This is a genomic window from Lentzea flaviverrucosa (assembly GCF_003350445.1).
Classification (GTDB): domain Bacteria; phylum Actinomycetota; class Actinomycetes; order Mycobacteriales; family Pseudonocardiaceae; genus Lentzea; species Lentzea californiensis.
Genome location: NZ_QQAU01000006.1, coordinates 237,841 through 252,826 on the forward strand (window position 1 = coordinate 237,841; position 14,986 = coordinate 252,826).

General features: G+C 69.5%; 11 protein-coding genes. 1 reads left to right on the top strand and 10 read right to left on the bottom strand.

Going from position 1 to position 14,986, the window contains the following annotated elements:
* Positions 1–11: 11 nt before the first annotated feature.
* From DFR72_RS20895 to DFR72_RS20905, 3 genes are all read right to left on the bottom strand, one after another.
* Complete coding sequence (locus DFR72_RS20895; protein ID WP_090067594.1) at positions 12–836, bottom strand: carbohydrate ABC transporter permease; 825 nt, start codon at positions 834–836, stop codon at positions 12–14.
* A gap of 4 nt (positions 837–840) precedes the next feature.
* Complete coding sequence (locus DFR72_RS20900; protein ID WP_245983320.1) at positions 841–1,740, bottom strand: carbohydrate ABC transporter permease; 900 nt, start codon at positions 1,738–1,740, stop codon at positions 841–843.
* A 74-nt stretch (positions 1,741–1,814) separates the two neighbouring features.
* Positions 1,815–3,077 (bottom strand): ABC transporter substrate-binding protein, encoded by a 1,263-nt coding sequence (locus DFR72_RS20905; protein ID WP_090067592.1) that lies wholly within the window; start codon positions 3,075–3,077, stop codon positions 1,815–1,817.
* Positions 3,078–3,673: 596 nt separating this feature from the next.
* Here DFR72_RS20905 and DFR72_RS20910 point away from each other — a divergent pair.
* Positions 3,674–3,877: a hypothetical protein gene (locus DFR72_RS20910; protein ID WP_090067590.1), complete on the top strand. Its 204-nt coding sequence runs from the start codon at positions 3,674–3,676 to the stop codon at positions 3,875–3,877.
* Between the two features lie 139 nt (positions 3,878–4,016).
* Here the strand turns inward: DFR72_RS20910 and DFR72_RS20915 are convergent, their stop codons facing one another.
* The 7 genes from DFR72_RS20915 to DFR72_RS20940 all read right to left on the bottom strand — a co-directional run bounded on the left by DFR72_RS20915 (position 4,017) and on the right by DFR72_RS20940 (position 14,842).
* Entirely contained in the window at positions 4,017–6,539 is a 2,523-nt protein-coding gene (locus tag DFR72_RS20915) for an ABC transporter permease (RefSeq protein WP_090067589.1), read from the bottom strand.
* Positions 6,540–6,546: 7 nt separating this feature from the next.
* Positions 6,547–7,299, bottom strand: coding sequence for an ABC transporter ATP-binding protein (locus DFR72_RS20920; RefSeq protein ID WP_030476986.1), 753 nt, complete (start codon positions 7,297–7,299; stop codon positions 6,547–6,549).
* Positions 7,300–7,418: 119 nt separating this feature from the next.
* Positions 7,419–10,406 carry a helix-turn-helix transcriptional regulator gene (locus tag DFR72_RS20925; protein WP_425459903.1) on the bottom strand — a complete coding sequence of 996 codons (2,988 nt, stop codon included), beginning with the start codon at positions 10,404–10,406 and terminating at the stop codon, positions 7,419–7,421.
* Complete coding sequence (locus tag DFR72_RS45630) at positions 10,403–10,558, bottom strand: hypothetical protein (RefSeq protein ID WP_170176334.1); 156 nt, start codon at positions 10,556–10,558, stop codon at positions 10,403–10,405. The genes DFR72_RS20925 and DFR72_RS45630 overlap by 4 nt, the downstream gene beginning before the upstream one ends.
* 70 nt (positions 10,559–10,628) lie before the next feature.
* Entirely contained in the window at positions 10,629–13,463 is a 2,835-nt protein-coding gene (locus DFR72_RS20930; protein WP_090067587.1) for an AfsR/SARP family transcriptional regulator, read from the bottom strand.
* 320 nt (positions 13,464–13,783) lie between these two features.
* Positions 13,784–13,975 carry a DUF397 domain-containing protein gene (locus DFR72_RS20935; protein WP_245983242.1) on the bottom strand — a complete coding sequence of 64 codons (192 nt, stop codon included), beginning with the start codon at positions 13,973–13,975 and terminating at the stop codon, positions 13,784–13,786.
* A 21-nt stretch (positions 13,976–13,996) separates the two neighbouring features.
* Positions 13,997–14,842 (bottom strand): helix-turn-helix domain-containing protein, encoded by an 846-nt coding sequence (locus tag DFR72_RS20940; RefSeq protein WP_090067585.1) that lies wholly within the window; start codon positions 14,840–14,842, stop codon positions 13,997–13,999.
* Between the last annotated feature and the right edge of the window lie 144 nt (positions 14,843–14,986).

Consider the following 14,986-nt stretch of genomic DNA (forward strand, 5'->3'; position numbering starts at 1 on the left):
CCTGCGCAGTGTCATCCCTTTAGGGCGCCCTGCATGATGCCGCCCACGATCTGACGCGACAGCAGGACGAAGATCGCGATCACCGGCAGCACCGCGATGGAGGCGCCGGCGAGCATCAGCGAGTAGTCGGTGTAGTACCCGCTGGCCAGCGTCGACAGGGCCACCTGGACCGTCGGGCTGTCGTTGGGGTCGAGCACGATCAACGGCCAGAAGAAGTCGTTCCAGGCCGTCATGAACGTGAACATCCCCAGCACCGCCGCCTGGGGCCGCACCGCCGGGAACCCTACGTGCCAGAACGTCCGCAGCACCGAGCAGCCGTCCATGCGTGCCGCCTCGATCAGCTCGTACGGCACGGTCTCCTCGCACGCCTGGCGCATCCAGAACACCGCGAACGAGCCGATCAGCACCGGCACGATGACCGCCTGCAGGGTGCCGTACCAGTCGAGGTCGGACATCAGCATGTACAGCGGGATCACGCCGAGCTGCGTCGGCACCATCGCGGTGCCGAGCACGACCAGGAACAACGAGTCGCGGCCCCGGAACCGCAGCCGCGAGAACGCGAACCCGGCCAGCGTGCCCAGCACGACGTTCGAGATCGCCACGCTCGACGCCACGATGAACGAGTTCTGCATGGCGAGCCAGAAGTCGACGGTGTCGAAGACGCGGGTGATGTTCTCGACCAGGTTGCCGCCGGGGATCAGCGGCGGGACCTTCTCGCCGAGGACGGAGTTGTCCTTCGACGCGACGATGAACGAGTAGTACAGCGGGAAGATCGACGCGGCGAGCACGGCGACCAGGAACCCGTAGAGCAGGGGTCCCGCCTTGGCGTTCTTCATGCGATCACCCCTTGCCCGCGATGCGGCGCGTCAGCGCGAAGTTGATGATCGCGACGATCAGGACGACCACGAACAACATCCACGCGACGGTGGCCGCGTAGCCGGCGTCGAACAACCGGAAGCCCTTCTCGTACATGTAGAGCACCAGCGTCTGGAACTGCCGGTCGGAACCGCCGGTGGAGTTGTTGGCGGCGAACCCGGGGTCGAACAGCGCGGGTTCGGCGAACAGCTGCAGACCGCCGATCGTCGAGGTGACGACGGTGAACAGGATGGTCGGCCGGATCGACGGCACGGTGATCGACCAGAACATCCGCCAGCGCCCCGCGCCGTCCAGGGTGGCCGACTCGTACATGTCCTTGGGCACGGACTGCATCGCCGCCAGGTAGATCAGCGCGTTGTACCCCGTCCAGCGCCACATGACCATGGTCGACACCGCGAGGTGCGACGCCCACGTCTCGGCACGCCAGTCGATCGGGTCGATGCCGACGAACCCGAGCAGGAAGTTCACGATGCCGAAGTCGCGGCCGAAGAACTGCGCGAACACCAGCGCCACCGCGGCGACCGAGATGACGTTGGGCAGCAGCACACCGGCCCGCCAGAACGCGCTGCCGCGCAGACCCCGGTCCAGCAACGCGGCGAGGCCCAGCGCGGCCAGCAGCTGCGGCACCGTCGAGAGCACGAACAGACTCAGCGTGTTGAACAGCGCGTTCCAGAACTTGGCGTCGCCGAAGAGCTCGACGTAGTTGGCGACACCGACGAACCCCTGGTTGCCGTCGATCAGCTGCCAGTCGTGCAGCGACACCCACGCCGTGTACACCAGCGGGTACAGCCCGAAGATCCCGAACACCAGGAAGAACGGCGCGATGATCAGGTACGGCGTGTACCTGGCGTCCCAGTGGTTCAGCCGGAAGCGCTTCGGCTCCTTGGAAGGCGAAACCGAGACGGCCGGAGCCGCCTCGGTCTCTGGACGAGTCACCGTCACTTGGCGGCGTCCGTCGCTTCCTTCAGGGCCTGCGTCCACGCTTCAGCCGCGGACTGCTTGCCCTGCTCCACGCGGGTCAGCGCGGTGCCGAACACCGGGCCGACCTTCGAGTCCTTCGTGCCGCGGTAGGTCGGCTTCAGCGACTCAGCGGAGGTCGCGAAGATCTGACCCACCGGAGCCTTGTTGAAGTACTCGTTGACGGTCGCCTGCACCTCGGCGTCCTGGTAGACCTTCGGCTGGCTCGGCAGGTTGCCGGTCTCCTTGAAGATCCGCTTCTGCTGCTCGGGGGCCGTGAGCCACTTGGCGAGCTCGTAGGCCTCCTTCGGGTGCTTGCCCTGCTTCGGGACGGCCAGGAACGAGCCACCCCAGTTGCCGCCACCGCCGGGCGCCGTCGTCACGTCCCACTTCCCGGCAGCCGCGTCGCCGGCACCCGCCTTGATCAGCGCGAGCGCCCAGGCCGGGCACGTGGTCGTGGCGAACGAACCCTGCTTCAGCGCGACGTTCCAGTCCTGGCTGAACGGCTCGAGAGCACCGGTCTGCCCCTTGGTGCCGAGCGCCGCCGCCTGGTCGAACGCCGCCTTGACCTTGTCGTTCTTCTCCGCGATGTACGAGTCGTCCTTCGCGAAGTAGCCCTCCTCGGTCTGGTCGAGGATCGCCTTGTAGACGTTGCGGCCGGTGTCGACGAACTTCACGTTCGGCGTCTTGGCCGCGAACTGGTCGGCGACCTTCGCGTAGTCGGCCCAGGTCGGCCACAGCTTGGCGACCTCGGTCCGGTCGGTGGGCAGGCCCGCCGCCGCGAACAGGTCGGCGCGGTAGCAGAGGCCCAGGCTGCCCATGTCCGTGCCCAGCCCCAGCACGAACTCACCGCCGTCGGCGGTGCCCTGGTTCCACTTCCACCCGGCCCACTGGTCCTTCAGATCCTTGGCCCCGTACTCCGCCAGGTTCACGAACTTGTCCTTGGAGGCGCGGAACTGCGAGACCACGCCCTCCTCGAGGGCGACGATGTCCGCGGCACCACGGCCACCCGCGAGCTGAGTCGCGAGCTGCGTGTTGTGCTGCTCCATCTTGACCTTGCGCTGCTCGATCTTGATGTTCGAGTGCGAGGCCATGTACTCCTCGATGAGCTTGTCGTACCCGAAGTCGGAGAACAGACCCAGCGACAGCTCGATCTTGCCGTCGGCCCCGGAACTCCCGCCGCATCCAGCGACCAGAACCATCGCGAGGGTCGCAGCGACGCTGCCGACCAGTCTTGTGCTCATCCGTCCTCCTCGACGACGCCGTGAGCGGCGCTTAACTGTGATGAGAGCGCTCTCACACTCAACCGGAGACGCGCGGGTGTCAAGCGGTCGACATCGTTCCGTAACTTTGTGGAGGCAGGCAACAAAAACCTGGACCGAAACGCCGAACGTCCCGGATCGAGCGACCACAGGCCCCCCGGAAACGGCGAAGAGGGACGACCGGGCCCTCGCTCCGGTCGTCCCTCACCCCAGGTAGAGGGGCTTGCGGGCCGAAAGTGACGCGCGGTCTCCAAGATTTTTTCCGGATCCGCGGTCCGGGTGCCGCCAGGGCGGATGACGAGCACTTGTTCACGCAGGTGGCAAAGCAGTGGCGAACTACCTCGTGCTCGCGGAAAATTACTCACGGCCCCACTGTCGATCCGGCAATGAGGGGCCGGCCGCCTCGCCGCGCGCTCAGTCCGCTTTGCCTGTGGCGATCGCCTGAGAGGTTCAGTGGTGGACGAACCTGCTGCGCCGCACGACTACCGAAACTTCGGCCGAGCCGACGGAGAGACTGCGCACGACCTCCGTCACCCGTGCGATCGTCGGATGAACGAAACGACCTTCGGGAGGCAGCCGTGTGGTCCAGCATCATGACCCTGGGACCGTTGGCAGCACTCGGTTTCCTGGCTTTCCGCTCCCTGACCGGCAGCCGGGTCCTGGCACTGCTGATCGCCCTGCGCGGTACCCGTCCAGAGGAACGACCGGAGATCATCCACGCGCTCAACGCGGGCACCACACCACCCGAGCCAACGCGGGAACGGCCGGCGTCGCGCCTGTGAACGCAGTGGAGGCCCGGTGCCCCGACAGCACCGGACCTCCACCGATCCCCCGGTCGTGCGGCCCCTGTTCCCGCACTCCCGAACCCGCCCGGCCGTGGCCCCCGACAGCGAGGCCGGGCGGGGTGTCTTCCCAGATTTCCTACGCCTCCGCCATGCCCGCGACCACGGAGTTCCTGGCCGCGCGACGGGCCGGCAGGGCTGCCGCGATGACCGCCGCGACCACGGCCAGGCCGAGCATGATGCCGATCTGACCGAACGGGATGGAGAAGCTGATCGTGAACTCCGAGTTGGAGATCGCCTCGACCAGCAGCCACCCGAACCCGGCGCCGAGCAGCACACCCACGACCGCGCCGATCAGCGCCATCAGGATCGACTCGACCACGAGCATCTGCCGCAGCTGGCCCCTGGTCAGGCCCAGCGCCCGCAGCAGGGCGGACTCGCGGGTCCGTTCCAGCACCGAGAGCGTCAGCGTGTTCGCGATGCCGAACAGGGCGATGATGAGAGCCAGGCCGACGAGGGCCCAGATGAACATCAGGATCTGGTCGATCTGCCCGTTCAGCTCGGCCTTGGTCTCGGCCGCGGAGTCGAGCACCGCCACCGGCGAGGTCGCGATGAACCGCTCCAGGTCGGCGCGGGCCTGCGTGATGTCCGTGCCCGGCGCCAGCTTGACCAGCACGTTCTGGTAGCCCTTGACGGGCTCCTTGAGCAACGACTCGGCGGTCTCGAGCGTCACGATGCCGGTGCCGTAGCTGTTGTCCTTGATCAGCGCGACGACCTTGAGGTCCTTGCCGCTGATCGGGACGGTGGAGCCGATGGCGACGCCCGCGACCTTGGCCTCCTTCTCGCGCATCGCGATCTCGCCGTCCTTGAGCCCTGCCAGCGTGCCCGCGGCGAGGTCCGGCCGCACCAGCGACCCGAGCGCCTCGGCCGGGTAGCCGGTGACGTCGGCGTACTCGAGCTTGGGCGACTCGCCGTAGGCCCTGAGCTCGGGCGCGACCTGCGCCACGTTGCGCACCTTCGCGAGCTCGTCGGTGAACTTCTGCGTGAGCGGCTGGCTGTAGACGTTCGACTTGACCGCGTAGTCGGACGGGAACCGCTTGTCGACCTGCTCGTTCATGGTCGCGCGGCCGCTGCCGGCCACGACCGTCACCATGGCGACGATGGTCACGCCGATCATCAGCGCCGCCGTGGTGGCGGCCGTGCGCTTGGGGTTGCGGCCCGCGTTGGCCGAGGCCAGCTTCGCCGGGACACCGCGCAGCGCCTTGCCGAACAGGCGGTTCACCACCGGCACGTACAGCGGGCCGAGGAGCAGAACCGCGAGCAGCAGGACCATCGTGGCGCCACCGGTGATGAACATCGCCGGCTCTTCCTTCTCCTGCTGCAGTCCGAAGTAGACGGCGACGCCACCGGCCAGCGCGATCAGTGCCGCGACGACGATCCGGACCTTGCCGGTGCGGGCGACGTCGTCGGAGCTGTCCGGCTGCGAACGCAGGGCCGCCACCGGGGCGACCTTCGTGGCGCGGCGCGCCGGCAGCACGGCCGACAGCACGGTCACGACCACGCCGACACCGAAGCCGGCGGCGATGGTCACCCACGAGATCGGCAGGCGGATCGGGGCGTCCTCGCCACCGGGGCCGCCACCGCCCACCGTGCTGATGAACGCCTGCAGGCCGGCCGAGACGCCGACTCCGCCGAGGAGGCCGAGCACGGACGCCGTGAGTCCCATGAAGAGCGCTTCGGCGAGCACGCTGCGGAACACCTGCGAGCGGTTCGCCCCGACGCAACGCAGCAGCGCGAGTTCCTTCGTGCGCTGGGCGACGAGGATCGTGAAGGTGTTGTAGATCACCATGCCCGCGACGACGAGCGAGATCGCGGCGAACGCGAGCAGGAACGTCTTGATCTCGCTCGCGGCGTCACCGACCTGCGCCAGCGTGGCCTGGGTCAGCTGCTCACCGGTCTGCACCTCGTAGCCGGCGCCGATCGCCTTGGTGATGTCGGTGACGAGCTGCTGCTGCGACACACCGGGCTTCGCGACCGCGACGATCTCGTAGATCCGCTGCACCGGGATCACCGTGCGCAGACCCTCCGGCGAGACCAGGACGTGGTCGCTGCCGGACATCGAGATGCTGCTGGCGCCCTGCTGGTAGGTGCCGACGATGGTGAACGGGTGCTCGGCGTTGCTCTCGTCGAGCAGCTTGAGCTTGTCACCGACCTTGAGCTTCGCGACCTGGGCGGTCTTGACGTCGATCGCGGCCTCGTCGGCCTTGGCCGGGAACTTGCCGTCCTTGAGGTTGAAGTCGCGCAGCTTCTCCGTCGTCGGCAGCGGCTGCACCAGTGCGCTGCGCGCCTTGCCCTCGCCGCTGAGCAACGCGGCGCTGCCGAACTCACGCGAGTCGGCGCCCTCGACACCGGGGGTGTCGCGGATCTTCTGCAGGAAGCCGGCGGGGATGCCGTCCTCCCGGTTGGGGCTGTTCTCGCCCGTGTGCACGGCCGCGTCGACGTTGCGGGCGCTGCGGGCGAAGTTGTCCCTCGTCTGTTCCCCGACCGCGTCGCCGAGCACGAGCGTGCCCGTCACGAACGCGACGCCGAGCGCGATGGCGATGCTGGACAGCACCAGCCTCGCCGTGCGGGCTCGAAGGCCCGCGAGGATCGTCTTCAGCATCGGTAGCTCACGCCCCCAGGTGCGTGAGGGCGTTGACGACGGACTCGGTGGTGGGCTGGTGGATCTCGCCCGCGAGCCGGCCGTCGGCGAGCAGCACCACGCGGTCCGCGTAGCTCGCGGCCACCGGGTCGTGCGTCACCATGATCACGGTCTGGCCCATCTTGCGGACCGACATGCGCAGGAAGTCGAGGACCTCGGCGCCGCTGCGCGAGTCCAGGTTGCCGGTCGGCTCGTCGGCGAAGATGACCTCGGGACGGGCGACGAGCGCACGGGCGCACGCCACGCGCTGCTGCTGGCCACCGGACAGCTCGGTCGGGCGGTGCGTGAGCCTGTCGCGCAGGCCCAGCACGTTGACGATCGTGTCGAACCACTCGCGGTCGGGCTTGCGGCCGGCGAGCTCCAGGCCCAGCAGGATGTTCTGCTCGGCGGTCAGCGTCGGCAGCAGGTTGAAGGCCTGGAACACGAAGCCGACGCGGTCGCGGCGCAGCTTGGTCAGGTCCTTGTCGTTCAGCTTCGTGATCTCGGTCTGTCCGATGTGGATCTCGCCGCTGTCGACCGTGTCCAGTCCCGCGAGGCAGTGCATCAGCGTGGACTTGCCGGAGCCGGACGGGCCCATGATCGCGGTGAAGCGGCCGGCCTGGAAGGCGACGTTGATGCCGTCGAGCGCCCGCACCGCGGTGTCACCCTTGCCGTAGACCTTCACCAGGTTGTGGGCCGCCGCGGCGGTCCGGGTGCCGACCTCGGACACCAGTGCAGACATGTCTCGTGCCTTCCTCACAGGGGATGTTCCTTGCTGAGGAAGAAGCTATGAGGAAGCTGAGTGCGCGGACATCAACTCGGCGACGCGTTGCGCGTCAGCCTGAGGTATGACAACCGGCGCTATTCCAGCAGACCCCGGTCGTACGCGATGGCCACGGCCTCCGCGCGCCGCGACGCCCCCAGCTTCGCCATGATCCGGGAGAGGTGCACGGAAACGGTCTTCTCGCTGATGTAGAGCTCCTCGCCGACCTCGCGGTTCGTCCGTCCCGCGGCCACCAGGCCGAGCACGTCGCGTTCCCGCGGGGTGAAGAGGTCGACCTGCTCGCGCACCGGTTCGTCGGCCCTGAGGCTGATGCGGGCCCGCTTGGCGCACGACGCGACGGCCGTGGCGAGCGGAACGGCCTTGAGCCGCGTCGCCACCTCGTCGGCCAGTCGCAGCTGCTCGGCGGCCTCGTCCCGGCGTTCCGCGCCCAGCAACGCCTCCGCGAGACGCCACCGGCACAGCGCCTGCTCGAACGCGACCCCGTAGCCGAACTCGTCGACGGCCTTGTGCCACAGCTCCGGATCACCCGCTCCCCGCAGCCGCGACTCCTCGGCGTTGGCACGGGCCAGCCAGGCGCGTCCCTCCGGGCCGAGGGTGCCCGCGCGCGGCTTGCCGTTCCGCGCGGTCAGCCGCACGTGCTCGGCGAGCTCGTGACCGGCAGTGACCGCGTTCCGCTCGGCCTCGGTGTCGCGCTTGCGGCGTGCCTTGGCGGCGATCTCCGCGTGCGCCGCGATGCCGATCGCGCCGATCCTGATGCCGGCGAGCATCCACGGACCGCCGAGCTTGCGCGCCCACTCCAGCGCGTCCGTGACGCGTTCGACGGCCAGCTCCGGACGGCCGCGCCACAACGCGAGCTCCGCGCCCGTGCCGCCGTTGATCAGGGCGATCTGGATGTCGCGGTGCCAGTCGCTGCGCAGCTTGGTGATCATCCGCTCGGACTCGGCCAGGTCTCCGCGCGAGACCGTGAGGTGGGTGCTCGCCGACGCCAGCCGCGCCAGCACCGTCGACGACACCGACATGCCGGGCGGTTCGCTGGCCCACGCCGCGTAGTCCCAGTCGCCGATGTAGTAGTGCACCAGCACCTGCAGGATGCGGATCTCCAGGCCGAACATGCTCCAGGTCAGGCCGGTCTCCTTGGCCCTGGCCCCCGCGAGGTTGTAGACGCGCGCCGCCTCGGCCAGTTCGCCGCGGTCGTAGTGCATCATCCCGTAGTAGTACCAAGCCCTCAGCTCGTTGTTGAACGCGCCGACCTCGCGCGCGTGCTGGATCGCGCGCTCGAAGCTGGCCTTCGCGTCCTCCGGCCGGTTCGCGTGGTCGTCGAGGATCGCCATGGTTCCCAGGCCGTCCGCGATCGCACCCGGCGCGTTCGCCGTCTGGCCGTCCGCGATCGCCAGCTCCGCCGCTTCGCGCGCTTCGGCGTCCTTGCGTTGCTGGCGCAGGGAAGAGGCCTTGCCCGCGAACACACGGGCGCGCGTGGGGCTGGGCTCGCGGTCCCGCACGAGCTGGAGCGCCTTGGCCAGGACCAGGAAGTGCTCCTCCTCGTTGCCGTCGAGGATCGACAGCGCCTGCGAGAGCCGCAACCAGATCTCGGCGGCCTCCTCCGGCGTCTGCTCGGCGCTGATCGCCTTGGTGGCGCTGCGGGCGAACGCGACCGCGCGTTCCGGCTGCCCGGCCGTGCCCGCGACCCAGGACGCGCGCCGCAGCAGCACGGATTCATCCACATCGGACGGACGATCCGCCTCGGCGACGGCGTTCCACAGGTTGAGGGCCTTTTCCAGGTACCGCAACGACTCCGCGGGCGCACCGGCGCGTTCGGCCTCCTTGGACGCCATGATCGAGGCGTTCAGGGCCGTCGGCAGGTCGTGGCTCTCGAAGGCGTGGTGGGCCAGTGCCGCCGAGGCACCGCGCTCCTCCAGGTGCTGCGCCAGGTGACGGGCGTACGCGGCGTGCAACCGGACCCGTTCACCGGGCAGCAGGTCGCCGTAGACGGCTTCTCGGACCAACGCGTGGCGGAAGGCGTAGACCTCGTCGTCGTGCACGACGAGCAGGTGGTGCTGGACCAGTTCGCGCAACGCCGCGTCGAACGCGAGGTCGGACATGCCCGACACCTCGTGCAAGCGGTAGTGCCGGACCCGGCGGCCCCGCACCGAGGCGACGCGGACGACGTGCTGCGCCTCGGGGCTGAGGCTCTCGACCCGGCTGAGCAGGACGTCGGCGAGTGCGGACGGCAACGACCTGGCGTCGTCACAGGTGGCCACCGCGATGAGTTCCTCGGCGAAGAAGGCGTTGCCCTCGGAGCGTTCCGCGACCTGCCGGAGGACGTCCTCGGGCAGGTCGTCGGACAGTGCCTCGACGAACCGGCGGGCGTCCGCCGCGTTGAACGGCGCGAGGTCCAGGCGGTCGACGGCGGGCAGCCGGACCAGCTCGGACAGCAAGGGGCGCAACGGATGGCTGCGGTGCAGGTCGTCCGCGCGATAGGTGCCGACGACCAGCAGGCGCTGGGAACGCAGGCGGGACAACAGGAACGACAGCAGGTACCGGGTGGACGCGTCGGCCCAGTGCAGGTCCTCGACGACGAGCAGCACGCGCTGCTGTTCGGAGAGATCACCGAGAAGCCCGAGCACGGCGTCGAACAGCTGCAGCTGGCCGACGTCCTGCTCCGGCCTGCGGCCCGGGACCAGGCTCGGCGCGATCATGCCCTCGGTGCCGGGCTCGCGTGCGGCCGGCAACGCCAGCTGGGGCAGCAACATCGCGAGCGCGGGCCGGTGCGACACGTCGCTCTTCAACGTGCCCAGCGCCTCGGCGAACGGCAGGTACGGCAGGCCGGTCTCGCCCGCGTCGAGGCACCGTCCCATGAGGACCAGGGTGTCGTCGGCGCCGGCGGCCAGCTCGTCGATCAACCGGGTCTTGCCGACGCCGGCGTCACCCGCGAGCAGCACCGCCCCCGCGGTGCCCTCGCCCGCCTGCGCCAATGCGGTACGCAACCGGTCCAGTTCCCGATCGCGTGCGACGAGAGGAATTCCAGAACCGAGGCGCGCCACAAGTGGCATGCTCGCACATGTCATGAGCCGGCGTTGCCGTGTTTTCCAGAGGTGCGGTGCATCACCCGGCTGATCCACGACGGCATGTCGCGGTTCGCCCGGCGCCAGTTGCACACCGCGGTGCCACGCCGGTAGTCGATTTCCGCCTTGATCGCCTCAGGGGTCCATTCGTTCATGAGCCTGAGGTTCGTCCTGAGGCCTCACCTCAGGCATCGGGCGAACACGCAGTCCTGCGCGCGGAACCCCTTACCCGACCGTCACCGCACGTGCGCGAGCCAGCCGGGCCCTCACCCCGTCCGCTTCCGGCGCCCCCAGCTCGGTGAACAACGCCAGCGCCCGTTGCCAGTGCGCCGCGGCCCCAGCCGCGCCGAGCTGCTCGAACACCGCCGCGAGCCGGTCGTGCGCCAGCGCCTGGTGGTACGGCGAGACGGCGTCGCACGCCACGGCCAACGCCGTACGGGCGGCAGACAGCGCGCCGTCCGTGTCGCCGGTCTCCAGCAGAGCCGTGGAGATGTCGGTGTGGCAGGCCGCTTCCCCGCACTGCTCGCCGACCTCGTGGTACATCCGCAGCGCCACCCGCAGCCACGGCATCGCGTCGTCGAAGCGCTGGGTGCTCAGGTAGAGCAGCCCCAGGTGGTGGTGGGCGTTGGCCTCGGCCCACTTCGAGCCCGCGATCCGCGAGATCTCCATGGCCTCGCGGTAGTGCTCCTCGGCCTCGGCGGCCCGGCCCAGGTCCTGCAACGTGCCGGCGACCGTCGTCAGGGCACGGGCCTGCTGGTGCACGTCCTCCTTGCGGCGCGCCACCTCCAGTGCGCCCTGCTGGGCCTGCAACGCCTCTTCGAACCGTTCGAACTGCAGCAGCGCGACGCCCAGGTTGAACTGCATGACGAACCGGGCGTCGTCGTCGTTCAGCGCGATGGCGGCCTGCAACGCGGCTTCGGTGAGGCGCAACGAGGTCTCGCGTTCGGTCCGCAGCCACAGGTACCGGGACAACGTGTACGGCAGCTGCCACGCGTGCACGTGCCAGCCCGACCCCGAGGCGAGTTCGGCGGCGGCGATCAGGTTGGCGCGCTCGGCGTCGAACCAGGCCGTCGCGTCCGCGGCACCGGAGATCGCGGGCACGTGCACGGGCCGGTGTTCCGGCGCGACCAGGACGCTGCCGCGGTTGATCGGCAGCAGGCCGTCCGCGAGGTCCGCGCAGTGCAGGTAGTAGTCGAGCATGCGGCCGGTCGCGGCCCGGCGTTCCGGCTCGGACAGCTCACCGGCCAGCGTCTTGGTGTAGACGCGGACGATGTCGTGCGCGACGTGCCGGCCGGGTTCGCTGACGGACAGCAGGTTCGCGGCCGTCAACGCGTCCAGCGCGCGTTGGGCCTCCAGCAACGGGACGTCGCCCATGGCCGCGACCACGTGCGGGGTGAGGTCAGCGCCGGGGTGCAGGCCGACGATCGCCAGCAGTCGTGACGGCTCCTCGGGCAACGCCCGGCGCGAGGCGTCCAGAGCTGCTCGCACGGTGCCCTCACCGTCCTCCAGGCCGAGCGCGGCCAGGCGGCCCTGCTCGTCCTGCAGCTCCTCGACCAGTTCGGCGACGCGCAGGCGGGGCGACACCGCGAGGCGGGCCGCGGCGATCCGCAGCGCCAGCGGCAGGCCGTCGCACAGCTCGGCCAGTTCGCGCAGGGCGCCGGCCTCGATGTCGGACCTGCCGGCGATGCGGCCCAGCACGTCGACGGCGGCGTCCGGGTCGAGCATGTCCAGCTCGACGAGCTTCGCCTCGACCTGCGCGACGAGCCCGACCAACCGGCGCCGCGACGTCACGACAACGCACGACGGCGCCCCCGGCAGCAGCGGTAACAGGTCGGCCGAGCTGCGGACGTTGTCGAGCATGACGAGCATCCGGCGATCCGCCAGCAACGTGCGCAGCAACGCGGAGCGTTCGTCGACGGAGACGGGGGTGTCGCCGGCCGGCACGCCCAGGGCGCGCAGGAACCGGTTGAGCACCTCGCCGATCTCCAGCGGCTCCCGGTTCGGGTCGTACCCGTGCACGTCGACGTAGAGCTGACCGTCCGGGAACTCCTCGCGCACGCGGTGCGCCCAGTGCAGTGCCAGCGCGGTCTTGCCGACCCCCGCCGGTCCGGTCACCAGCATCACCGGGCCGTCGTGGCCGCGCAGCAACGCGTCCAGGTAGCCGAGCTCGGTGTCCCGGCCGATCAACGCGACGGGCGCGCGGGGCAGCTGCGCGGGGATCGTCACCGGCGCGGGTTCGGGCGCGGACACCGGCTGTGGCACGCGCACGGGCGCCCGTTCCGGCTCAGGACTGTCCCCCGCCAGCACGGCCTGGTGCACGCGGCGCAGTTCAGGACCCGGCTCGACGCCGAGCTCCTCGATCAGCACGGCGCGGGCCTCCCGGTACGCGGCCAGCGCCTCGGCCTGCCGGCCCGCCTGGACCAACGCCCTCATCAGCAGCCCGTGGCCGCGTTCGCGCAGCGGGTGCTCGACGACCATCAAGCTCAGCTGCGAGACCAGTTCCGGGCCCTGCCCGATCGCGAGACCGAGCTCGGCGCGTTCCTCCAGCACCGCCAGCCGGCGTTCGACGAGACGGCCGCGTTCCACGTCGGCGAAGAGACCGGACACGCCGCCCAGCGGCTCGGCGCGGAACAACGCCAGCGCGTCGTCGAGCTCGACCGCGGCTCCGGCCAGGTCACCGGCGGCGCGCATGCGGTTCGCGAGCAGCACTTGACGTTCGAAGACGTCGAGGTCCAGGGCACCGGGTTCGACGCGCATCAGGTAGCCGTCGCCGACCGACGTCAGCAGCTCGGCGGGAGCCCTCCTGGCGCGGGTCGGTTCGAGGGCCCTGCGCAGTCCGGCGACATAGGTCTGGACCAGGTTGACCGCACTCGAGGGCACGTTGTCGCCCCAGACGGCCTCGATGATGTGCCCGCGGCTGACGGGTGTGTTGCGCGCCAGCAGCAGGACCGCGAGGACGGCACGCTGCTTCGCCGCACCGAGATCAACCTCTTGACCTGCGCGAACGACCCGGAGAAGGCCGAGAACCTCGAACCGGAGGGGTTCCTCGCCGTGCGTCACCGATCTGTCCTTCGCCTGTGGGCCACCTGGAGCTTGAAGATCACTTCAGTCGGGCTCCAGTCGTGCTGTAGAAGGCATTCTTACGCTTAGCGTGTCCAACCAACCACAGACGGCGAGATCAACGGAAACCGGAGATCGCCGAGTCGGAGCAGGTTGGACCGGACAGCGGAACACCCGCTGCTCCCCATGATCGACGTGGGTCGGCCGGCGTGCAAGGGGCATCCAGCCCGCGGCGGCGGAACGCCGGCCGGCCCACGTCCCCTTACGCGAGAAGGCCCCGGCTGGAACTCCAGCCGGGGCCTTCCTCGTACATCTGACGATCAGCTGACAAAAGAGCCGGTCTTCGCGGCGGCGAGGAAGGTGTCCCACCCCGCGCCACCGAACTCCAGCCGCCCTCCGTCCGCGTTCTTGCTGTCACGGACGGCAGTGCCGGAGGCGACGAGCGCGATCTCCACGCAGTCGGGCCCACCGGCCGAGGATCGGCTGCTCTTGCGCCACTGCAAGCTTTCCACTCTGTTCACTCCCGATCGCAGTCACGCGAGAGTGCGAGCGATCTCCGTGATCAGGGTTACCGATTCCCGCGGGGTCTGGGCGGAGCTCACGAGACGCTCGAACATCTCGGCGTAGGAATGGACGTCTGACTGTTGTTCCAGGTAGACGCCGCTTCTGGTGCTTTCGATGTACACCACGTCGGAGTCGAGCTGCTCCGGAAAGCTCAGGATGACGAACGGGCCGTCCATCGCAGCATGACCACCGGCGCTGAACGGCACGACCTGCATCGTGACGTTCGGCAACGCACCGACTTCGAGAAGACGCGCCATCTGCACGCGCATCACCTCGGCGCCGCCGACGAGCCGGCGCAGGGCGGCTTCGTCGATCACGACGTGCAGGCGCAACGGGTCGTCCTCACTCAGCAGGGCCTGCCTGGCCTTGCGCAACCGGACGCGCCGGTCGATCTCCGCGGTGCGCGCGTCCGGCAGCACCTGGGAGATCAACGCCCTCGTGTACGCCTCGCACTGCAGCAGGCCCGGGATCATCAGCCCCTGGTAGGTCCTGATCGAGTCCGCGTCGGCCTCGTACCCCACGTAACGACCGGGCACGATGTCGCCGAACTCGTCCCACCACGCCTTGCGACGGGCTTCCCTTGCCAGCTGGACCAGTTCGTCGAGGGTGGCGGCGTCCGCACCGTAGGCGGTGAGCATGTCCCGCACGTCACGCGGGCTCACCCCCACACGACCCGTCTCGATGCGGCTGATCTTGGAGGCTGAGCACTCCAGGCGCTCGCCCACCTCCTCGATCGTCAGCCCGGCCACTTCACGCAGGCGCCGGAGCTCGCTCACGAGCCGGCGCTTGCGCAGGGTCGGGCTGCTGCCCCGCATGACTCCTCCTGCGTGCCATCCACGTTCTGGTCGCTCTCAGTTTGAGAGCAAACCAGCGTGTCGCAAAGAGACGTCATCCATTCGTGTACTGCAACTTGCAGATCGCAGGTTCGGCGCGACAGTCTGCATGGGCTGCTTACGTAA

Excerpts from the sequence above, each read along its gene's own strand:
- DFR72_RS20895 (WP_090067594.1), bottom strand. The coding sequence starts at position 836 with ATGAAGAACGCCAAGGCGGGACCCCTGCTCTACGGGTTCCTGGTCGCC.
- DFR72_RS20905 (WP_090067592.1), bottom strand. The coding sequence starts at position 3,077 with ATGAGCACAAGACTGGTCGGCAGCGTCGCTGCGACCCTCGCGATGGTT.
- DFR72_RS20915 (WP_090067589.1), bottom strand. The coding sequence starts at position 6,539 with ATGCTGAAGACGATCCTCGCGGGCCTTCGAGCCCGCACGGCGAGGCTG.
- DFR72_RS20920 (WP_030476986.1), bottom strand. The coding sequence starts at position 7,299 with ATGTCTGCACTGGTGTCCGAGGTCGGCACCCGGACCGCCGCGGCGGCC.
- DFR72_RS20925 (WP_425459903.1), bottom strand. The coding sequence starts at position 10,406 with ATGACATGTGCGAGCATGCCACTTGTGGCGCGCCTCGGTTCTGGAATT.
- DFR72_RS45630 (WP_170176334.1), bottom strand. The coding sequence starts at position 10,558 with ATGAACGAATGGACCCCTGAGGCGATCAAGGCGGAAATCGACTACCGG.
- DFR72_RS20940 (WP_090067585.1), bottom strand. The coding sequence starts at position 14,842 with ATGCGGGGCAGCAGCCCGACCCTGCGCAAGCGCCGGCTCGTGAGCGAG.